The sequence below is a fragment of the Pseudoflavonifractor sp. HNCC25GI2 genome (genome assembly GCF_058136395.1).
The window spans coordinates 50,869-69,587 of record NZ_JBYUOW010000010.1 but is presented as its reverse complement, the minus strand read 5'-3'; the positions used below and the strand labels follow the sequence as shown (position 1 = coordinate 69,587).

At 61.2% G+C, this 18,719-nt stretch carries 22 protein-coding genes; 6 read left to right on the top strand and 16 right to left on the bottom strand.

Going from position 1 to position 18,719, the window contains the following annotated elements; translation table 11 throughout:
* The first annotated feature begins 28 nt into the window (after nt 1-28).
* Both AC3YUO_RS11465 and AC3YUO_RS11460 read left to right on the top strand, forming a co-directional pair.
* The gene (locus AC3YUO_RS11465; protein WP_489963170.1) at nt 29-661 is read left to right on the top strand and encodes an ECF transporter S component; all 633 of its coding nucleotides are present in this window, start codon (nt 29-31) and stop codon (nt 659-661) included.
* Nucleotides 662-675: 14 nt separating this feature from the next.
* Nucleotides 676-1,644: a P1 family peptidase gene (locus tag AC3YUO_RS11460; RefSeq protein ID WP_489963169.1), complete on the top strand. Its 969-nt coding sequence runs from the start codon at nt 676-678 to the stop codon at nt 1,642-1,644.
* Between the two features lie 102 nt (nt 1,645-1,746).
* Here AC3YUO_RS11460 and AC3YUO_RS11455 read toward each other — a convergent pair whose 3' ends face one another.
* Nucleotides 1,747-1,929, bottom strand: a complete 183-nt coding sequence (locus AC3YUO_RS11455; protein ID WP_489963168.1) for a hypothetical protein — start codon at nt 1,927-1,929, stop codon at nt 1,747-1,749.
* 181 nt (nt 1,930-2,110) lie between these two features.
* Nucleotides 2,111-3,325 carry a LuxR C-terminal-related transcriptional regulator gene (locus AC3YUO_RS11450; protein WP_489963167.1) on the bottom strand — a complete coding sequence of 405 codons (1,215 nt, stop codon included), beginning with the start codon at nt 3,323-3,325 and terminating at the stop codon, nt 2,111-2,113.
* A 249-nt stretch (nt 3,326-3,574) separates the two neighbouring features.
* On the opposite strand from AC3YUO_RS11450, the gene AC3YUO_RS11445 reads away from it, so the two are divergent.
* Together AC3YUO_RS11445 and AC3YUO_RS11440 are read left to right on the top strand one after the other, a co-directional pair.
* A complete protein-coding gene (locus tag AC3YUO_RS11445; RefSeq protein ID WP_489963166.1) occupies nt 3,575-3,988 on the top strand; it encodes a ribonuclease Z in 414 nt (137 codons plus the stop codon).
* Nucleotides 3,985-4,911 carry a DNA/RNA non-specific endonuclease gene (locus AC3YUO_RS11440; protein ID WP_489963165.1) on the top strand — a complete coding sequence of 309 codons (927 nt, stop codon included), beginning with the start codon at nt 3,985-3,987 and terminating at the stop codon, nt 4,909-4,911. Before AC3YUO_RS11445 ends, AC3YUO_RS11440 begins: the two co-directional genes overlap by 4 nt.
* An 87-nt stretch (nt 4,912-4,998) precedes the next feature.
* Here the strand turns inward: AC3YUO_RS11440 and AC3YUO_RS11435 are convergent, their stop codons facing one another.
* The 3 genes from AC3YUO_RS11435 to AC3YUO_RS11425 are packed head-to-tail and all read right to left on the bottom strand — an operon-like array spanning nt 4,999 to nt 7,051.
* Nucleotides 4,999-5,409: a hypothetical protein gene (locus tag AC3YUO_RS11435; RefSeq protein ID WP_489963164.1), complete on the bottom strand. Its 411-nt coding sequence runs from the start codon at nt 5,407-5,409 to the stop codon at nt 4,999-5,001.
* 15 nt (nt 5,410-5,424) lie between these two features.
* Complete coding sequence (locus tag AC3YUO_RS11430) at nt 5,425-6,552, bottom strand: DUF4179 domain-containing protein (protein ID WP_489963163.1); 1,128 nt, start codon at nt 6,550-6,552, stop codon at nt 5,425-5,427.
* On the bottom strand, nt 6,545-7,051 hold the full coding sequence (locus AC3YUO_RS11425) for a sigma-70 family RNA polymerase sigma factor (protein ID WP_489963162.1): 507 nt from the start codon (nt 7,049-7,051) through the stop codon (nt 6,545-6,547). Before AC3YUO_RS11425 ends, AC3YUO_RS11430 begins: the two co-directional genes overlap by 8 nt.
* 280 nt (nt 7,052-7,331) lie before the next feature.
* Between AC3YUO_RS11425 and AC3YUO_RS11420 the strand changes: the two genes are divergently transcribed.
* Nucleotides 7,332-7,811 (top strand): flavodoxin, encoded by a 480-nt coding sequence (locus AC3YUO_RS11420; RefSeq protein ID WP_489963161.1) that lies wholly within the window; start codon nt 7,332-7,334, stop codon nt 7,809-7,811.
* A 26-nt stretch (nt 7,812-7,837) separates the two neighbouring features.
* On the opposite strand, the gene AC3YUO_RS11415 is transcribed toward AC3YUO_RS11420, so the two are convergent.
* The 5 genes from AC3YUO_RS11415 to AC3YUO_RS11395 form a co-directional block, all read right to left on the bottom strand.
* On the bottom strand, nt 7,838-8,164 hold the full coding sequence (locus AC3YUO_RS11415; RefSeq protein WP_489963159.1) for a hypothetical protein: 327 nt from the start codon (nt 8,162-8,164) through the stop codon (nt 7,838-7,840).
* Nucleotides 8,149-8,670 (bottom strand): hypothetical protein, encoded by a 522-nt coding sequence (locus AC3YUO_RS11410; protein ID WP_489963158.1) that lies wholly within the window; start codon nt 8,668-8,670, stop codon nt 8,149-8,151. The genes AC3YUO_RS11415 and AC3YUO_RS11410 overlap by 16 nt, the downstream gene beginning before the upstream one ends.
* Entirely contained in the window at nt 8,667-9,947 is a 1,281-nt protein-coding gene (locus tag AC3YUO_RS11405; protein ID WP_489963157.1) for a helix-turn-helix transcriptional regulator, read from the bottom strand. The genes AC3YUO_RS11410 and AC3YUO_RS11405 overlap by 4 nt, the downstream gene beginning before the upstream one ends.
* 210 nt (nt 9,948-10,157) lie before the next feature.
* Nucleotides 10,158-10,472 carry a thioredoxin gene (trxA, locus tag AC3YUO_RS11400; protein ID WP_489963156.1) on the bottom strand — a complete coding sequence of 105 codons (315 nt, stop codon included), beginning with the start codon at nt 10,470-10,472 and terminating at the stop codon, nt 10,158-10,160.
* Nucleotides 10,473-10,508: 36 nt separating this feature from the next.
* Entirely contained in the window at nt 10,509-11,363 is an 855-nt protein-coding gene (locus AC3YUO_RS11395; RefSeq protein WP_489963155.1) for an NAD(P)/FAD-dependent oxidoreductase, read from the bottom strand.
* A gap of 274 nt (nt 11,364-11,637) precedes the next feature.
* On the opposite strand from AC3YUO_RS11395, the gene AC3YUO_RS11390 reads away from it, so the two are divergent.
* Nucleotides 11,638-13,350, top strand: coding sequence for a glutamine--tRNA ligase/YqeY domain fusion protein (locus AC3YUO_RS11390; RefSeq protein WP_118640693.1), 1,713 nt, complete (start codon nt 11,638-11,640; stop codon nt 13,348-13,350).
* Between the two features lie 108 nt (nt 13,351-13,458).
* On the opposite strand, the gene AC3YUO_RS11385 is transcribed toward AC3YUO_RS11390, so the two are convergent.
* The 6 genes from AC3YUO_RS11385 to AC3YUO_RS11360 all read right to left on the bottom strand — a co-directional run bounded on the left by AC3YUO_RS11385 (nt 13,459) and on the right by AC3YUO_RS11360 (nt 18,693).
* Nucleotides 13,459-14,367 carry a zf-HC2 domain-containing protein gene (locus tag AC3YUO_RS11385; RefSeq protein ID WP_489963154.1) on the bottom strand — a complete coding sequence of 303 codons (909 nt, stop codon included), beginning with the start codon at nt 14,365-14,367 and terminating at the stop codon, nt 13,459-13,461.
* On the bottom strand, nt 14,364-14,843 hold the full coding sequence (locus AC3YUO_RS11380; protein ID WP_489963153.1) for an RNA polymerase sigma factor: 480 nt from the start codon (nt 14,841-14,843) through the stop codon (nt 14,364-14,366). Before AC3YUO_RS11380 ends, AC3YUO_RS11385 begins: the two co-directional genes overlap by 4 nt.
* Before the next feature lie 179 nt (nt 14,844-15,022).
* Nucleotides 15,023-15,541, bottom strand: coding sequence for a GNAT family N-acetyltransferase (locus tag AC3YUO_RS11375; RefSeq protein WP_489963152.1), 519 nt, complete (start codon nt 15,539-15,541; stop codon nt 15,023-15,025).
* A 34-nt stretch (nt 15,542-15,575) separates the two neighbouring features.
* Nucleotides 15,576-17,780 (bottom strand): SF1B family DNA helicase RecD2, encoded by a 2,205-nt coding sequence (gene recD2 / locus AC3YUO_RS11370; protein WP_489963151.1) that lies wholly within the window; start codon nt 17,778-17,780, stop codon nt 15,576-15,578.
* A gap of 24 nt (nt 17,781-17,804) precedes the next feature.
* Nucleotides 17,805-18,143: a hypothetical protein gene (locus AC3YUO_RS11365; RefSeq protein ID WP_489963150.1), complete on the bottom strand. Its 339-nt coding sequence runs from the start codon at nt 18,141-18,143 to the stop codon at nt 17,805-17,807.
* 52 nt (nt 18,144-18,195) lie between these two features.
* Nucleotides 18,196-18,693 carry a COG2426 family protein gene (locus tag AC3YUO_RS11360; RefSeq protein ID WP_489963149.1) on the bottom strand — a complete coding sequence of 166 codons (498 nt, stop codon included), beginning with the start codon at nt 18,691-18,693 and terminating at the stop codon, nt 18,196-18,198.
* Between the last annotated feature and the right edge of the window lie 26 nt (nt 18,694-18,719).

Genomic DNA, 18,719 nt, shown 5'->3' with positions numbered 1-18,719 from the left:
AGCGGAGCGGCAGCAGGAGGAATTGAATATGGTAAAGGCAAAATCATCCAATCTCACGCACCTCATTGAACTGGCCCTGTTGGTGGGAATTCTTCTGATGATGAACCTCACCGGCCTGGCTATGATCCCACTGCCCGGACAGTACGCATCCATTATGACGGTACCGGTTGCTGTGGGCGCGATGATACTGGGGCCTCTGGCCGGCGGTGTTTTAGGCGGCGTAATGGGCTGCATCAGCTTCTACACTGCCATTAAGACCGGATTCAGCACCCTGTTCCTGGCGGGCTATACCGGAGGCATTGTGGTGGCGCTGAGCTTCGTCAACACCATCATCCCCCGGATCCTCATGGGCGTCTGCGTGGGTTGGATTTTTCGTGCCATTCACAGACTGGACCGGACGAAGACCATCTCCTACTACATCGGAGGGGTAGCAGCCCCGCTGCTGAACACCCTCCTTTACATGTCGGTGCTGGTCCTTATCTTTTTGAACGCCCCCACTCTGCAGGAGCTGCTGAGCGAGGAACTGATGGCTGCCTTCAAAGACAACATTCTGCTGTTTGTGGCCCTCTATGTGGGGCCTCAGGCACTCATTGAAGCCGTTTTGGGCTGTGTCATCAGCGGCTCCGTCTGTAAAGCCCTGGCCGTCGTACTGAAACAATGAGAGGAGCGAACGGGATGCAGGAAATTGGAATCATGGAGGTGGGCGGCTTCCGGGTGGGACACGCCCAGAATACAGAGGCCGTCACCGGCTGCACCGTGCTGCTCTGCGACCGGATGAGCCCCGCCGGGCTGGATGTCCGGGGCGGAGGCCCCGCCTCCCGGGAGTCTCAGATTTTGTCCCCGGTGGCTCAGGCCGACTCCATCAACGGCGTGCTGCTCTCCGGCGGCAGTGCCTTCGGTCTGGACGCCGCGGGCGGCGTTCAGAAGTATCTGGAGGAGCGGGGCATCGGCTTTGACGTGGGGGTGACCAAGGTCCCCCTCATCAGCCAGTCCTGTCTCTTTGATCTGGGCGTGGGCCGGATGGACGTCCGACCCGATGGCGCCATGGCCTACCAGGCCTGCGAGAATGCCAGCTACAATCCCCCCGCCGAGGGCAATGTGGGGGCCGGGACCGGCTGCTCGGTGGGCAAATACCGCGGCATGGACCGGGCCATGAAGTCCGGATTCGGCACGTACGCCCTCCAGGCCGGACATCTGAAGGTGGGCGCTCTGGTGGCGGTCAACGCCCTGGGCGACATCTATGACGGAGCGGTCCAGATCGCGGGGCTGCTGAACGCCGACCGCACGGGACTTTCCAACACCCTGGACGAGCTTTTTCAGGATGTAACCGTTGCGGAAAACCTCTTCACCGGCAACACCACCCTGGGCATTGTGGTCACCAACGCCAAGCTGAACAAGACTCAGCTCACCAAGATAGCGGGCATGACCCACAACGGCTTTGCCCGCGCCATTCGCCCCGTCCACACCATGGCGGACGGCGACAGCATTTACGCCCTCAGCACGGGTGACCTGCCCGGCGACGTAAACGTGGTGGGCGCAATGGCAGCCAGGGCCATGGAAAAGGCCATTGTCCGCGCCGTGCGGTCTGCTCAGTCGGCCTACGGCCTGCCCGGATGCGACGCGCTCTGCGCAAAACCGCAATAAGTCAGAACCAAAACAGGCGGCATTCCCGATGTTGGGAATGCCGCCTGTTTCTTCTATATTCAGCTCCGGCTTTTTCTCTCCAAGCCGGGCCCTGTTCTCATTTTACTGCTCCGTCTCCTCCGGAAACCCTGCATCAGGCTCCACATGGCGCTCCACCGTGCGAATGAGCTCAAGCAGACTCTGAAAGCTGTGCTGCTTATTCTCTGTGGGAAAATAGACGGTCCCCTGCCACTCTCCATGGTCAGTTCCGGTCAGGGTGATTTCACATAGCGAGGTTTTCTGCACGATTTCGTCCTCCTGTCTTTCGTGGGCTGCTTGCCATTCTTCTCCTCCGGCCTTTTTCATGAGCGGACAGAAGCCCGTTACACTGTTTACTCTAGCACGAAACCCCGCGTTTGAAATCCCCCGTTTCCCAGCAAAAACGGACTATGCCCGCGGTGGGGTATAGTCCGTTCTGCACGTTCCATCAGAGCAGCATGTACTGCTTCAAATCCTTACGCTGTTTGATGTTCAGCTTCTGCAATGTGGTGGAAATGTATTGCTTGACGGTATTGGGGGAAATCCCCATGTGGTCGGCAATTTCCTGATTGGTCCAGCCCCGGGCGGCCAGCATAGCAGCGGCAAACTCAGTGGTGGTCAGATTGTCCGCCACATCGTGCCCGGTAACCGGGTTATGTACCTTGCGCCATCCCGCGGAAAACCGATAGGTAATGGCGATAATCCTCTTGAAATCCTCCGGGTAGTCCTTTTTCAGAACGGCCTCCAGCATTCCGCCCAGCAGGCCATGGTGCTCCCCCAGACCCTCAATGAGATCGTCGGGCCGGGCCAGATCCCAGGCCGCAATCAGATGGCGCTGCGCCTGCTCCGGCTGCTTCAGACTCATGTAGTCCATCACCGCCGCCAGATGCATGTAGATGGATGGGATGGGATAGACCTCCGCCTGCATGGCAAAGGCGGTCTCCACAATCCCGATGCTCTTCCCGTAGTCTCCCTGCAGGTAGGTGTGGTGGGCCTGCACATAAAGTGCAAACATCCGCAGACCGGGCGGCAGGAGCCGGATATGATCCTGCAGCGGTCCCACCTCCTCCGGCAGAGGCAGGTGGAGCAGCACGGCGGCAGCTGTAACGACGAACACCGCTGCGGCCCGCAGTTCAGGCGGTGTATTCTCATCCGATGTGGCCAGGGTCTTCCGCACCTCAGTCAGTGCATAGCGGGCCCGCTGAATCTGCCCGATGGAAAGATTTGCATAGGCGTAGAGCAGACAGGCCGACAGCCGAAGCGCCGGTTCCGGGTTAGACAGGTAGAGCTCGGCTATCTGGGCCGACTCCTCGGCCCGGCCGCTGAAATAGCAGTACTCCGAGCGGGCAATATCCCGCAGCCGGGCATCGGCAATCCCATTGACATACTCCACGCAATGCCCCGGTTCAAATGCCGCGTTCAAAAGGGGCAGGAGCATAAGCCCCCCTGCCAGCCGGTCCGGCACAGGAGCATCCGCGGGGAGCTCCGTCCGCTTTTGCCTTGCCCGTCTCAAGTCGGCAGGCCGCTCCGCATCGGCGGGAATGGCCCACGCCCCGCCGAACTTCCTGGCCCCCTCAATGCGCCCATCCGTGCAATACTGCTGAGCCAGCCGCTGCGAAATCTCCCACTTCTGTGCCGCCTCCCGCACTGTGATGTATTCCATAGCGTCCCTCCTCAACGGTATTTTGTAATTTTTATTATATGCTTTTTTCCCTGTCGCTGCAATGGCCCCCTCCCGGACCGGCATCCGTTTTTCCATGCAAAACCGCCGAAAACATGGTACAATGGTGAAGTTCCTTCCGCCGAAACGGACGCAGTCCGTTTTATGGGACAACTGAGCTGCTACAATCAGTACCGTCAGGGAAAGCCCTGACCACCCACCGGAACATGAATACAACCTGGAGGATCTCTCATGATTATCATTGCTTGTGTGGACGACAAGGGCGGCATGGCCTTCAACGGCCGCCGTCAAAGTCAGGACCGCCTGCTGCGGCGCGCCCTGCTGGAGCAGGCCGGCTCCCGCCCCGTCTGGATGAACGCCTACTCCGCCGGACAGTTTGAGGCAGACGACGCCGAACGCCTGCGGGTGGCGGAGGACTGCCTGGACCGCGCCGGACCGGGGGAACTCTGCTTTGTGGAAACCCAAAGTCTGACAAGCTGTGCCCATCGGGTGGAAGAGGTCATCCTGTTTTGCTGGAACCGCCGGTATCCCGCGGACACCTGGTTTAATCTTCCCGGTTTCCCAAAAGATTGGCACCTGACCCGGCAGCGGGAATTTCCCGGTTACTCCCATGAAACCATTACCCAGGAGGTCTACACCAAATGAAAAAAGCCATCGCCGCGCGCCTGCTTGCTCTGGCGCTCTTGTTTACCCTGATCCCCGGTTGCAGCAGCCTTTCCGCTCTGACCTCAGGCGCTCCGTCCGGGTCCGTCTCCCAAAGCATCTCCTCCGATGCAGACTTTCAGCTCTCCGACGTCCCGGCCTACTCCGGGGACGCTTATGTCGCCGTCCATGACAACATCCCCTACTTCTCCACGGAGGATCTGTCGTCCGACTCCTTTGAAACCTACGGCCAGCGGGACAGTCTGGGCCGCTGTACCACCGCCTGGGCCTGCGTAGGGCAGGATCTGATGCCCACCGAGGACCGGGGCAGCATCGGTCAGGTCAAGCCCACAGGCTGGCACACGGTGAAGTATGACTGTGTGGACGGAAAGTACCTCTACAACCGCTGCCATCTCATCGGCTACCAGCTCACCGGAGAAAATGCCAACGAGGACAACCTGATTACCGGCACCCGTTACCTCAACACGGAGGGAATGCTGCCCTTTGAAAACCTGACCGCGGACTACATCAAGGAGACGGGCAACCACGTGGTCTACCGGGTCACTCCGGTGTTCGAGGGGGACAACCTTCTGGCCAGCGGCGTGCTGATGGAGGGCTGGTCCGTGGAGGACGACGGCGCTGGGGTGTGCTTCTGTGTGTACGCCTACAACGTGCAGCCGGGTGTGGAGCTTGACTACGCCACCGGAGACAGCTGGCTGAGCGGAGACGAACCCCAGAGCGGCGCGCAGAGCACCCAGGATGACCAGCAGGAGACATACGTTCTCAACACCAGCTCCGGGAAGTTCCACCTGCCCTCCTGCTCCAGCGTAGAAAAAATGGATCCCGCCAACCGCCAGGACTATACCGGCAGCCGGGAAGGCCTGATCGCCCAGGGCTACTCCCCCTGCGGCAGCTGCAAACCGTAATTTGATTTCCCTACAAACAGGCAAGAGGTGCAGTCCCCCTTCGGGACTGCACCTCTTGTTTTCGTATTTGGGCAAACCGTATGGAAGTTACTTCATCTTTTCCATGGCCACAATGACAGGGCTGTTCTCCTCATCGGCCAGATCGCCGGTATAAGTGATTTCCACCTTGTCCCCTTCCTTGAACGGCTCGGTGTCAAGGCCCTCGCCGAAGTCCATCACATGGTACTCTCCGTCCTCCGTGAGCAGCACCAGGTAGTTGCCAATCTTATTGACGATGCCCTGAATGGTCTTTTCTTCCTTCTGCTCCTCTTCGGATTTGTCCGGGGCGTCCATCTGTCCGTCCGCCGAGCTGTCCGTCTGCTGGCTGGAGGAGCTGTCTGACTGACTGCTGGAGACAGCGTCGGTTTTTTCCTTATTCTTACCAAGCCCCAGCGCAGTGCAGGAGGTCATGGTGAGGACCAACATCAGCATCAGGGTAATGGTTACGATTCGCTTCATAGTTTTGTTCCTTTCTTAGCCTTGCGCGGCGTTCTGATGCTGCCGGATGGACTCCGGCAGCGGCTGTCCTGCGAGCTGGTAGAAGGCAGCAGCCCGCTCCCAGTCCGTCTCTTCTTCATCCTCCAGCCATCCGCTCAGCCCGTTGAGCATAATCTCCTGTTCCTGCCGGCTGGCCTGGGCGAAATACCGGTCCATAAAATCCAGTACCGGCTCCACTGTGTCTGCGTGGAGCAGCACCTCGTAATACTGGTCCAAAAAGCAGCTGCTCTGATAGTCCTCCATGGTCCGGAAGCACACGGGCACATTGTTGCCGGTGCGTGCCTCCACAATTACATCCCCCTGGATGGCCTGGCATTCCGCCTGGGCCTGCTCCGATGTGTCGTACTGCCCAAATTCCAGAAAATAGGTCCCACTGTCATCCCGAAGAATGCGGACGGAGTTGGTTCCATATTGCTCCACAGCCTTCTCCAGCGCCTCCTCATTCAGAGAGAGGGTCCGCACGGAATAGACCGTATTCAGCGGGATCTCCGCCGGGGTCAGCCGGATTACCAGGCTGCCGGGGTCCCGGTATTCCTGGATCTGGACGTCCGCGTCGCTCTCCAGCTCCAGCTGGATGGCGGTGCTGCCTCCGGCGCCGTCCGGGATGGAATATACCGACTTGATGTACTGACTGGTATCCTGGGCCCGGGTGATCTCCGAGAGAATGGAGACCGATTCCGTTCCCGGAAGAGTGATGGTGACCGTCTTGGGATAGGAGTCAAACTCCGCCTGATACCGGGATGCCTGCTCCTGCTCAAATTCCAGACGAATCCACTCCACCCCGCCGCTGCGCCCCATGGTCAGGGCCGCATTTCCCTGTCCCAGCTGGCTTCCGCCCTGGGCCAGAGATTGATTTTTCCCAAATACCTGTACCAGCTCACCCAGCACCGGAAGCTCACCCACGGCCTCCGCAAAGGCCGGTGAGAGGTTGATTCCGCCCACAAAAAGGCCAAAAATCAGCACGAAGGAACAGGTGGAACGGGCCGCTGCCCGCTTGAGGCGGTTGCGCCGCGCCACGGTCTCCTTTCCGTCCCGGATGCCCCGCCGAATGACCTCATCCAGGTCCTCCGGAATGCTGACCTCGATGTTCCAGCGATTATCCATTGACCAGCATCCTTTCCTTCAACGATTTCAGTCCCCGATAGTAGAGGGATTTCACACTGTTCTCCGGCTTTTGAAGAATCTGCGCGATTTCCGCAAAGGTCATATTCTCATAGACCTTCAGGACGATGACGGTGCGGCTTTTGGCCTCAATGCGTCCCAGCGAGTCCTTGACCCAAAGCCGATCACTCCAGCGCTCCTCCAGAGGCTCCGGGTCCTCCAGAAGCTCCTCCTCCCAGGCCACGGCGCGGGCGTGCTTGCGCAGAAAGGATACCGCCGTATGGGCCAGAATCCGATAAAACCAGGGGTAAAATTTGTCCCGCTCCCTCAGACGCTTTTTTCCTGCGTAGGCTTTGCACACCGCTTCCTGCACGATATCCTTTGCGTCCTCCGGATTCCGGACATATCCATAGGCCACCCGATAAAACGAGTCGCTCTTTGCTTCAATTAACTGTAAAAATTCCGCATCCGATAATTCTGAACGGTCGTTCCGCAGCTGCATGTGGGCGGATAACCTCCTTTCATATAGTAAGACTCCGCCCCGCTGCATATAGTTGCACCGCCAAATAAAAAATTTTTTCAGCTGCGGGGCCTTCCTGTTCCGCAGTCACATTATAAGGCAGATGAACTCCTTCCAAATCTTAATAATCGTCAAAGATACAGAGAAAAAAGAGGCGGAAAACCGCCTCTTTTCTCCGTATCTGCCGTCTCTTGTCAAACGACTTTATGCCATCTATAATAAAAATACCCAATCTGTTATTTGTATGAAAGGAAGGATCTCTATGGGTAAAACGTTAGTCGCCTACTTTTCCGCCAGCGGTGTGACCGCCAAAGCAGCGAAAACCCTGGCCGGGGCCATGGGTGCCGACCTCTATGCGATCATCCCGGAGACGCCCTACACCAAGGCTGACCTGGACTGGACCGACAAGAACTCCCGCAGCACGCTGGAGATGGCCGATCCCAGCTCCCGCCCTGCCATTGCAGGCGTCTGTACCGATATGGATTCCTACGACACGGTCTTTGTGGGCTTCCCCATCTGGTGGCATGTGGCTCCCACCATCATCAATACCTTTCTGGAGCAGTACAATCTGGAGGGAAAAACCATCGTTCCCTTTGCCACCTCCGGGGGAAGCGGCATGGGCACCACCAATGAGAAGCTCCAGCCCAGCTGCCCCAAGGCGCGGCTGCTGAACGGCAAGGTCCTGCAGGGAAACATGAGCGAAGCCGACATGGCGGACTGGGTCCGCAGTCTGCCGCTCTAAGCGCACATTCCGTTCCAACACTTCCATTACTCTGAGCGTTCTGTCTCTCCGGATGCGTTCTTCTTTGCCTGCCTACTCCATCGGAGCAGCCCCACCAGGGTGCCAATTCCGATTGCTGCGGCCAGGGGCACGGTGCCAAAATGCACCAGGATATTCCATCCCAGAGCGTCCCAGCCCCTGGCCCGCCGCAGGCCAATGACGGTAAGCACCAACAACAGTACAGACAGAATAATCGGAATGAGGCACCGGTCCTGAAGGCTGGTTTTTCCCTGCGCCCAGGCCACCCATCTGGATTGAAGGATGGCAGCTCCCCCGTACAGAAATACCAGTAAAATAATCAGTCCCCCGTCCATTCCGCTCCCTCCTCTCGCTTTTGGCTCCGGTCATCCGGCTTCTCCGGCCGCCGGGCCAGCAGGCAGCCCAGGGTAAAGGCCAAGGGCGACAGCAGCACCCCCGCCCCATCCTTCAGCATCATCCGGGCGTAGTAGGGCCCCACCCCCAGAAACTCCGCCAGCGGGGGCACCCAGCCGGCCAGCACCTCCCCGGGAATGGTGAGCCAATAGACCGCCCCGCCCAGCAGAAGGAACCCCAGCAGCACCAGGGCATCCAGGGCGGCGGCCAGCCACAGTCCCCCGGCCTGCAACTCCGGCCGGAATTTTCGGGTGAGGCCTCCGGCCATGAGAAGGGGCAGCAGGGCCAGCCAAAACCCCGTCATGTCATACGGCAAACCGGGGCGGCTCAGAAAGCCATAGAGGTAAAGGCCCAGCATGGCCCACCCACCCAACAGGACACTGGTGACAAGGTACCCCAGCCAGAAGCCCATCAGGGCGGGCAGCAGACTCTTTTTCAGTTCCTTCATGGTCCCACCTCCGCTGGGGGATAGGGCTCCGTCTCCCACCAGCCGGTCTCCCCCAGCAGGCCGCCGTCCAGTTCCCCGTCGGAGATAATGCCCCGCCACAGCACCTGGGTCAGCGTCCGGCCGTAGCTGTCCCGGGCATAGAGGGCCAGCACCAGCTCATCTCCCCGCTCCAGCAGCTGATTGTCCAGGGGGATTTCCTCCTCCCACTCCCAGCGGCTCCAGCTCTCCTCCAGGCCGGCCCGTGGCTTTTGTACCTTCGACAGGTCCAGTCCGGTCCACTCCCGGGCCTCCCCGTTGACAAAGAGGCCCACGGCGGCCTGATCCACCGTCACCGGTTTCCCGGCCAGTGCCTCCTGACTGATCACCTCCAGGCTCAGATACAGGGGCACCCGGGTCCCCTGGGGCAGGCTTCCCCGGGTCTGAGTGGCGGGCTCCAAGTATTTGTCGGTATAGGGCTCGGCATAGCGGACATAGGAAGTGGGCCGCATGGCATATTCCTGCTCCAGCTGGAGCACCTGGGCCAGCTCCTCGGTGTGCTCCTCCCCCTCGGTCTGAAAGGCCACGGAAAGGCGGATGTCGTCTCTGAGGGGACAGGTAATTTGGGCAGAAAAGTACTGTCCCCCCTGGTCCGTGCCCTCCGCCCATATGGTCTCACCTCCGCTGCGGGCGGCGAACACCACCGGGGTATCCGGCGTGCGGCGGCGCAGCTGGGCGGTGAGGGTAAAGGTGGCGGTATTCTCCTCCAGGTCCACCTCCTCCAGGGTCCAGTTCTTCTCCTTCACCAGGGAGGTGACCTCGGTGAGGGCGATGTTCACCTGCTCCTCCACCGCCTGGCTCACCGTGTTGTGGACGTTAATCATCTCATTGGACATCGAGGAGACGGTGCGGTTCAGATCCCGCACCCATTCCGCCGCCACTACGCCCAGCACCAGCAGCACCGAGGCGGCCAGCACCCAGGGCCACTTCCGCCGCTGCCGCCAGCTCCGGGGCCTGGGCAGCGAAGAAAGATATTTTTCCGCGATGGCCTGGACCATGGCCAGCTGTTCCTCTGTCAGCTCTCCCGCTGGGGCGCTCGGTTCCTCCTCCAGCTCCAACAGCTGGCTGAGGGTAATGCCAAAGGCCTTACTTAGGGCCACACAGTTGTTGACGTCGGGCAGGGCACTGTCCGACTCCCATTTGCTCACCGCCTGGCGGGACACCCCCACCAGCTCGCCCAGGCCCTCCTGGGACAATCCCCGCTCCTTTCGAAGGGCGGCAATCCGCGCTCCCAAGGTCATGTCATCGCCTCCTTTCGCCCCCAGCCTACCAGAGAAACCGGCCGCCGGGCAACCAAATCTCCCTTCCTTTTTGTCAACCAAAGCTTACATGGGCCGTTTTTTCCCAAAAATATTATATCATAGCCTGGAAATCCCCTTCAAGAACTTCCGAAACGCAAAGCGGCCCGCCGGAGCAATTCCGGCGGGCCGCTTTCTCTATTTCAGTTTATTTTACTGGTTGGCGTCCAGCACCTGGGTGTAGGCGCCGGCGGGCATAACGCCCACCTTGCGGTCAATCTCCTTGCCATCCTTGAAGAAGATGACGGTGGGGATGGACATGACCCCGTAGCGGATGGCCAGCTCCTGCTCGTCATCCACGTTTACCTTGCCCACGACGGCCTTGCCCTCGTACTGGCCGGCCAGGTCCTCAATAACGGGGCCCAGCATCCGGCAGGGGCCGCACCAGCTGGCCCAGAAGTCCACCATCATGAGCTTGCCCTCGTTCAGAGCCTTGTCAAAACCTTCCTTGCTGAAATGTACCATCATATCATTCATTTCCTTTCTGTTTTATCAAACGTTATTTTATTTTTCCTGTTGTTGGTCCAGATATTCACAGGCGGACAGAGCGGCCACATGGCCCTCCCCCACCGCCTTGGCCACCTGGAGGGGAGCTCCGGTACAGTCGCCGGCGGCAAACACGCCCTCCACATTGGTGGCCATGCGCCGGTCCACCTTGATGACCCCGTTCTCTGTCTCCAGGGCGGGGAGCAGGTCGGTGGGCGCCACCGCCTGGCGCAGGATGAACACTCCGCTGCAGGGGATGTCCGCGCCGTCGGCCTCCAGAGCGGTGACCGTGGCCTCCCCCTTCACCGCCAGGCGGTTTGCCTTGACGAAGGGAATGTCTCCGGCCAGTCCCTGGGGAGGCTGGGGCGAGACGTACACCACCTGGCAGCCCAGGCTCTTCAGATAGTTGGCCTCCTGGGGGGCGTCAGGGCTGCGCCCCACCACCGCCACAGGCTTATTCCGGTAGAGCATACCGTCGCAGGTGGCACAGTAGCTCACCCCGCGGCCCAGATACTCCGCCTCGCCGGGGTACTTGGCCTGCCGGGAGACGCCGGGAGCCAGGATGAGGGCGCTGCCCTCGTAGACCTGACTGCCCACCGTCACCATAAAGCCGTTCCAGGCCATGAGAGAGATGGCCCGCCCGGTGACAAATTCCACCCCCGCCTTGACGGCGTGATTGTAAAATTCCTCCAGCATCTGCGCTCCGGTGCGGCCTGGCATCCCCAGGTAGTTATCCACCTTCTCCGCTTTGGCCAGAGGACTGTCCTGCCAGCGGTTGCCAATGACCAGGACGCTCTTGTTCCGTCCCCGGGCGCCCACCGCAGCCGCAAGGCCCGCCGGGCCGCTGCCCAGCACCAGAATATCGTAACGCACAGCGCTCACCTTCCTTCTTCGCAGTCCCAACCTTCCAACTGCCTCTATTATACCCGGTTTACGCCTTCACGCAAGAGCGTTCTGCCGGTTTGGGACTGCTTCCTTGTTTGTGAGCCTATTTTACACCAACACCCTTCGCCCTTCTGTGACACTGTCACAAACTTTTCCCGGAAACCGGACGGGGATTTTCCGGGGAAAAAGTGGGAAATCCTTGCATCACAGCCCGTATCTGGTGTAGAATAAGGGAGTTACCAAAGAGACAGGAGGGTCAACCATGGCTGAAGAGATCAAAACCGGAGCTCCCGCCGCCGAGAGCCCTGCCCCCAGCCAGAACTTTATCCATGAATTTATCACGGAGGACATTGCCCCCGGCGGACGCTTTGCCGGGATGCAGGTCCACACCCGTTTTCCGCCCGAGCCCAACGGCTACCTTCACATCGGCCACTGCAAGGCGCTGATCATCGACTTCGGCACGGCCGAGAAGTTCGGCGGCATCTGCAACCTGCGTATGGACGACACCAACCCCTCCAAGGAGGACGTGGAGTACGTGGAGGCCATCAAGGAGGACATCCGCTGGCTCGGCTTTGACTGGGGCGACCGGTTCTACTACGCCTCGGACTACTTCGAGCGGATGTATGACTGCGCCGTGGAGCTCATCAAGAAGGGCCTGGCCTATGTGTGTGAGCTCACCCCCGAGGAGTTTAAAGAGTACCGCGGCGACGTGAACACCCCCGCCCGCTCCCCCTGGCGCGACCGCCCCATTGAGGAGAGCCTGGACCTGTTTGCCCGGATGCGCGCCGGCGAGTTCCCCGAGGGCAAGTGCACCCTGCGTGCCAAAATTGACCTGGAGAGCGGCAACTTCAATATGCGCGATCCGGTGATCTACCGCATCAACCACGCCTCCCACCACCGTCAGGGTGACAAGTGGTGCATCTACCCCATGTACGACTTCGCCCACCCCCTGGAGGACGCCTTTGAGGGCATCACCCACTCCCTGTGCTCCCTGGAGTTTGAAAATCACCGGCCCCTCTACGACTGGGTCATCGCCAACTGCCCGGTGGAGGCCAAGCCCCGTCAGATCGAGTTTGCCCGTCTGGGCATCAACTATACGGTGATGAGCAAGCGGAAGCTGCGCAAGCTGGTGGAGGAGGGCTATGTCTCCGGTTGGGACGACCCCCGGATGCCCACCCTGTGCGGCCTGCGCCGCCGCGGTTACACCCCCGCCTCCATCCGGAACTTCACCGAGCGCAACGGTGTGAGCAAGGCCGCCTCCACCGTGGAGTTCGGCTTCCTGGAGCACTGCCTGCGGGAGGACCTCAATGACCACGCCCAGCGGGCCATGGCGGTGCTGCGTCCGGTGAAGCTGACCATCACCAACTATCCCGAGGGACAGAGCGAGACCTTTGAGGTGGAGAATAACCCCAACGACCCGGAGGCCGGCACCCGCCCCGTCACCTTCTCCCGGAACCTCTACGTGGAGGCCGATGACTTCCTGGAGACTCCCATTCCCAAGTATAAGCGCCTCTATCCCGACGGCCCCGAGTGCCGCCTGAAGGGCGCCTACCTCATCAAGTGCACCGGCTGCGTCAAGGATGCGGAGGGCAACGTCACCGAGATTCTGGCCACCTACGACCCGGAGAGCCGGGGCGGCAACCCCGCCGACGGCCGGAAGGTGAAGGGCGCCACCATCCACTGGGTGGACGCCGCCACCGCCGTGGACGCCCAGGTGCGCCTTTACGACAACCTCTTTGCCGACGAGGCTCCCGACGCTGGAGACAAGAACTTCCTGGACTGCCTGAACCCCAACTCCCTGGAGGTTCTGGAGGGCTGCAAGCTGGAGGCCTCTCTGGCCAATGCCCAGCCCAGCGACCGCTTCCAGTTCCTGCGTCTCGGTTACTTCTGTGCCGACAGCAAGGACTCCAAGCCCGGCGCCCTGGTCTTTAACCGGGCCGTCAGCCTGAAGGACAGCTTCAAGCCCGGTAAATAATCCCCTGTACGCTAAAACCGGCGGAGCATGCGCTCCGCCGGTTTTTCTTGTTCAAAGGGCCTTCATTGATGATTTTTTACAGCGAGAGGGCACATATTCCGCTCACACTCATGCTTTGGGAGCGGAACCATTCTCATAAGCTTGCTGTTCCACGAAGCAGGTGTACTGAGCCTTGCGCTCCTCGTCATAGTAGCGGGCCACATACTCATCCCACAGGGTATATTCCCACTCATTGATGTCATTGAGCTGCTGGGGGCCGCCCATGGGGTTGTCATAAATCCAGCAGTCTTCCACTCCGTCATCGCTTACCTCCAGGATGGCGCGATAGTCTTTCCCGCCCACAGTTACTTGGAAATCGAAGCGATAGCATGCCACTTTTTCCTCCTCGTCCAGGGCGCCCACCGTGGCAGAGGCATACCCGCCCCAATGGAAACGATAGTCGGAGAGTCCACCCATCTCAGTATAGCCCTGGGCGGCCGCTACAAAGGTGTCAGTCACATCCTGGTCAAAGTTTTCCATCTCGTCCTCGGTAAACCAGCTAAAGAGGTACCGCTCCCGGACGTCCTCTCGGTTGATGTACTCTGCCGCCCCCTCATAGTCCCCGGCCTTCATCTTTCCCAGGAAGGCGTTGGCCAGATAAAACTCATTCAGGTTGGTGTAGCATAGGCCTTCCTTCCGCACCTGGTTGATGCCCAAAAGCACAAAGGGCACCAAAATGATTACCACAATGAGAGATGCAATCCACCGGCGGCGGATTTTCTTCATCCCCTTCCGGAAGGTCCTGGCCCGCTTCTGTTCCGGTGCCTGCTCAGGCTCCTCCTTGGCGGGCTCAGCCTCCCCTTCCGGCTGAGGCTCCTCCGGGGCAGGAATTTCTCCCGCCATCTCCTGCCGCACCCGCTCACAGTCGGGACACTCCTTCAGGTGCTCCTCCACCAGCGCCCGGCTGCCCGGATGGCAGCAGCCGTCCAGATAGAGGGGAAGCAGATCCTGCACCACGTCACAGCTCGTTTGTTTCATCGCAATCCCTCCAGTTCTTGTCTCAGCATTTGTTTGGCTCGGTAATAGGTGACCTTGGCCCAGCTCTCCGATTTCCCTTTCATGGCGGAAATCTCCTTCAGGGGGATATCCCCGTAGACGTGGAGAATGACCACGTCCCGGTAGTCCTCGGGCAGGGCGGCCACCGCCCTTCGCAGCGCCTGCTGCACCTCCCGGTCCGACAGAGTCTCCTCCGGGCCGGGCTGGAGCGTGTCATTGAGCGGCTCCGGGGCCGCTCGCTTCTTCCGGCACTGGCTGAGCCACAGATTTTTCCCGATGGCGCACAGCCAGGTGAACATCTGCCCCTGCTCCCGGTAGCGGTCGATGTGGAGCAGGGCCCGGTAAAAGACCTCCTGGGTCAGGTCCTCCGCCTGGTGGGGGTCGCCGGACAGGGCCAGAAGAAAGCGGTACAGCCGGTCATAGTAGACCTGACACACCGCCGAAAACTCCTCTTCCAAGGCCCCGCCCCCTTCCCTTTGCCCGCCGGTTTGTTCCTTCTGTCTGTTAAACGCCGACAGGGGCAAAAGGTTACGGAAACTATTCCATTTTTTCAGCTCTGCTCCCCCCTTTTCAAAAAAGGCAGGCGCGGAACCCCCGATAAGGGGCTCCGCGCCTGTTTGATCGCTTGGTTTCGTGGTTACAGCTTCTTCTCCAGGCAGACCAGCTTCACCCCGGGGATGTTGTTGAAGGTACAGGACACCATCCCCGCCTCCCAGAAGCCCAGCTTCCGGTAAAAGCTCCGGGCCAGGGTGTTTTTCGCCTGGGTGTCCATGCGCAGGTAGGGACAGCCCTGGGCCCGGGCGTACTGCTCATAAAAGGCCACCAGCTCGGTCCCCAGGCCCCCGGCCTGGACGGCGGGGTCCACCACCAGGGTGTGGAGCACCATCACCTGCTCCGGCGGTGCGGGGTACTTCCAGGTACACTGGTCGTACTCCGGCACCTGAACCTGGTTGAGGATGGCCGCCGCCTCTACTCGCCCTGCCCGCTCGCTGACAAACAGGTCGCCCCGTTCCACGGCGGCCCGGGCGGTCTCCCGGACGGGATAGACGCCCCGGGCCCAGCCAACCGTGAGCTCGCCCCGCTCCTCCGATGCGTGGATGGCCTCATAGATCTCTGCCACCCGGTCAATGTCCCCGGCATGGGCCTTTCGAATCATGGTGTACCCTCATTTCTTCGCCCGGTTGGGGCGTTTATTCTTCCTCCGCCAGCCGGGCCCGAAGGCCGGAGTAGCGGCGGGTCTGGCGGTTGTTGGCCACCATGGAGGCCACCGCCTGGTCGTCCCCCACGATGATAAAGAGCTCCCGGGCCCGGGTGATGGCGGTGTAGAGCACTCCCCGGCTCATGAGCATGGGGCCGCCGTCCAGAGCGGCCAGAATGACTGCCCGGTACTCGCTGCCCTGGGCCTTATGTACTGTGACGGCGAAGGCGGGCTCCAGCTCTCCCAGCATGTCCGGGGAGTACTCCACAATCTTTCCGTCAAAGTCCACGGTAATGACCTCGCCGTCGATGGAGCGGATGTCGCCGATGTCCCCGTTGAACATCCCCATGCCGGAGCGGGTGCCCCCCTCCTCCCGCCAGAGGATGTCGTAGTTGTTCTTGACCTGCATCACCCGGTCGCCCGCCCGGAAGACCCAGTCGCCAAAGCGCCGCTCCCCTTTCCCCTCCAGGGGCGGGTTGAGAGCCTGCTGAAGGGCCTGGTTCAGGGCGCGGGTGCCCGTCCCCCGCCGCCGGGTGGGGGACAGCACCTGGATCTGGTCGGCGGGAATGCCCAGCCGCTCGGGGAGCCGGCGGCGGCACAGGTCCACGATGGTGTCCACCACGCCCTTGCCCTCCCGACGGGCCAGGAAGAAGAAGTCCCCGGTGTTCTGGCGCAGGTTGGGCAGCTCTCCGTGGTTGACCATGTGGGCGTTACGCACAATAGCGCTCTGGGCAGCCTGGCGGAAGATCTCCGTCAGGCGGACGGTGGGCACCACCTTGCTTCGGATGAGGTCAGCAAACAGATTTCCCGGCCCCACCGAGGGCAGCTGGTCCGGGTCGCCCACCAGCACCAGCCGGCAGTCTCCCCGCAGGGCGGTGAGCAGGGCGGCCATGAGGGGCACGTCCACCATGGAGGTCTCGTCCACAATCACCGCATCCACCGGCAGGGGATCGTAGGCATCGTGGGTAAAAACCAGGCGGCCGGTGTGGGGATCAAAGCCGGTCTCCAGCAGCCGATGGATGGTGGAGGCCTCGGTGGAGCACAGCTCCCCCAGCCGCTTGGCAGCCCGCCCGGTGGGGGCGGCCAGGGCAGTCTCCAGCCCCATGGCATCAAAGAGGGCCAGCACCCCCCGCAGGCAGGTGGTTTTACCGGTACCCGGCCCGCCGGTGAGCAGCATCACCTGGCTCTGGGCGGCCAGCTCCACCGCCTGGCGCTGCTGGGGAGCGTAGGTAATGTGCTGCCGGCGCTGGATTTGGTCGATCAGCTTGTCCAACCCGCGGGGCGGCGTCAGCTCGCTCTGACACATCTCCCGCATGCGCTGGGCAATGAAGGTCTCCGCTTCGAACAGAGCGGGGAGGTAGACTGCCTCCTGGCCGGCCACCGCCTGGCACTCCACCTCGCCCCGGCGCTCCAGGGCCTCCAGGCTCTCCTCTAAAAGCTCTCCGGAGACCTCCAGCAGCACCCCGGTGGCCTCCACCAGCTTGCGCCGGGGCAGGAAGGTGTGGCCGTTGTTCAGGTTGTGGGCCAGCTCAAAGAGAAGCCCCGCCTCCAGCCGCTGGGGGTCCTCCGCCCCCACCCCCTGGTCCAGGGCCAAAGCGTCCGCCTGGGAGAACTCCACTCCAAACTCCTCCCCCACCAGCAGGTAGGGGTTGGCCTTCAGCACCTCCAGGGCCACGTCCCCGTAGGCCCTCCGCAGAGGGACGGCCAGCTCCAGGGGCAGCTGGTGGGCGGTGAGAAACTCCATCAGAAGCCGCATGCCCATCTGCTGGCGGAAGGTGTCCCCAATCTGTCGGGCCCGCTTGGGGGAGATGCCCCGGATGCGGGTGAGCTGCTCCGGGTGCTCCTCCAGCACGGTGAGGGTATCCTCCCCGAACTCCTCGATGAGCAGCCGGGCGGTGGCCTTGCCCACCCCCTTCACTGCCCCGGAGGCCAGGTAGTGGTAGATCTCTTTTAATCCCTGAGGCAGGCGGCGCTCCACCGTCTCCGCCCGCAGCTGCACCCCGTAGGTGGCGTGGCGCACCCAGCGGCCCTTCACCGCCAGGTACTCTCCCGGGGAGACCCCGGGCATGGGGCCCACCACCGTCATCTCCTCCCCCTTCACGTCCAGGCGGAGGATGGTGTAGCCGTTCTCCTCGTTCTGATAAATAATGGAGGAGACGGTCCCCTCCACCTGGTTGTCCTTCTGGTATTCCTCCAAGGGGTCCGCCTCCTCTCTTATGTACTAAGCTTCTTCCCGGCCCACCCGCTCCGCCAGGTGGTCCGCCGGCCACAGAATGACATCCGGCCACCGGGCCGTCAGCCGCAGGGCCACGTCCCAGCCCCGGGCCGTGAGATCCACATCCGCAATGATGATGGGACAGTGCAGCAGCCCCAGGCTCCGCAGCCATACAAAGGCCCGCACCGACTGCTCCAGGTCCGTTCCGTCCCCCCGCCCGGAGATGAGGGCATACACCCGCTGCTCCGGAATGGGGCGCAGCAGGCGGCCAAACAGCCACCAGGCCAAAAAGGCCAGCCCCACCACGCACACCGCCGTCACCAGGATTTCCCCTGCCAGATTCACAGAGCAACACCTCCGGGTCATCCTATGTGCGCCGTGGCCCGGAGGTGTGGGATTATACGGTTCCGGAGAACAAATTGATGCCCACGTGGGTCAGGGTCAGCATAATGCAGCCGGCGGTGAGCACGCCCAGAATAACGGCAGGCAGGGCCTTCTTCAGCCGCATGTCCAGAAATGCCGCCGCCAGGGAGCCCGTCCAGGCCCCGGTGCCCGGCAGGGGGATAGCCACAAAGAGCCACAGGCCCAGATACTGGTACTTCTGCACCTTCTGGCCCTTCAGGTGGGCCTTTTTCTCCATCTTGTCCACCAGGCCATTGAGCCGGGGCATATACTTGCGCATCAGCATAAAAATCCGGCGGATATAGACGATGATGAAGGGTGCGGGAATGATATTGCCCAGCACCGCGAAGGGGAAGGCCAGATGGTAGGGCAGGCCCAGGGCCACCCCGAAGGGCAGTCCGCCCCGCAGCTCAATGATGGGAATCATGGACACCAGCATGGTAAAGATGCACTTGCCCAGTTCGGTGTCCGTCAGCCACTGAAAAATATCCATAGAAAACCTCTTATCTCTCTTATTTT

What these genes read in the sequence shown, in the direction of transcription:
- AC3YUO_RS11450 (WP_489963167.1), bottom strand. Translation starts at nt 3,325, where the DNA reads ATGGAATACATCACAGTGCGGGAGGCGGCACAGAAGTGGGAGATTTCG.
- AC3YUO_RS11360 (WP_489963149.1), bottom strand. Translation starts at nt 18,693, where the DNA reads ATGGATATTTTTCAGTGGCTGACGGACACCGAACTGGGCAAGTGCATC.
- AC3YUO_RS11410 (WP_489963158.1), bottom strand. Translation starts at nt 8,670, where the DNA reads ATGAAGGAACTGAAAAAGAGTCTGCTGCCCGCCCTGATGGGCTTCTGG.
- AC3YUO_RS11430 (WP_489963163.1), bottom strand. Translation starts at nt 6,552, where the DNA reads ATGGATAATCGCTGGAACATCGAGGTCAGCATTCCGGAGGACCTGGAT.
- AC3YUO_RS11445 (WP_489963166.1), top strand. Translation starts at nt 3,575, where the DNA reads ATGATTATCATTGCTTGTGTGGACGACAAGGGCGGCATGGCCTTCAAC.
- AC3YUO_RS11420 (WP_489963161.1), top strand. Translation starts at nt 7,332, where the DNA reads ATGGGTAAAACGTTAGTCGCCTACTTTTCCGCCAGCGGTGTGACCGCC.
- AC3YUO_RS11375 (WP_489963152.1), bottom strand. Translation starts at nt 15,541, where the DNA reads ATGATTCGAAAGGCCCATGCCGGGGACATTGACCGGGTGGCAGAGATC.
- AC3YUO_RS11435 (WP_489963164.1), bottom strand. Translation starts at nt 5,409, where the DNA reads ATGAAGCGAATCGTAACCATTACCCTGATGCTGATGTTGGTCCTCACC.
- AC3YUO_RS11425 (WP_489963162.1), bottom strand. Translation starts at nt 7,051, where the DNA reads ATGCAGCTGCGGAACGACCGTTCAGAATTATCGGATGCGGAATTTTTA.
- AC3YUO_RS11460 (WP_489963169.1), top strand. Translation starts at nt 676, where the DNA reads ATGCAGGAAATTGGAATCATGGAGGTGGGCGGCTTCCGGGTGGGACAC.
- AC3YUO_RS11390 (WP_118640693.1), top strand. Translation starts at nt 11,638, where the DNA reads ATGGCTGAAGAGATCAAAACCGGAGCTCCCGCCGCCGAGAGCCCTGCC.
- AC3YUO_RS11415 (WP_489963159.1), bottom strand. Translation starts at nt 8,164, where the DNA reads ATGGACGGGGGACTGATTATTTTACTGGTATTTCTGTACGGGGGAGCT.
- AC3YUO_RS11465 (WP_489963170.1), top strand. Translation starts at nt 29, where the DNA reads ATGGTAAAGGCAAAATCATCCAATCTCACGCACCTCATTGAACTGGCC.
- AC3YUO_RS11440 (WP_489963165.1), top strand. Translation starts at nt 3,985, where the DNA reads ATGAAAAAAGCCATCGCCGCGCGCCTGCTTGCTCTGGCGCTCTTGTTT.
- AC3YUO_RS11405 (WP_489963157.1), bottom strand. Translation starts at nt 9,947, where the DNA reads ATGACCTTGGGAGCGCGGATTGCCGCCCTTCGAAAGGAGCGGGGATTG.
- AC3YUO_RS11385 (WP_489963154.1), bottom strand. Translation starts at nt 14,367, where the DNA reads ATGAAACAAACGAGCTGTGACGTGGTGCAGGATCTGCTTCCCCTCTAT.
- trxA (WP_489963156.1), bottom strand. Translation starts at nt 10,472, where the DNA reads ATGATGGTACATTTCAGCAAGGAAGGTTTTGACAAGGCTCTGAACGAG.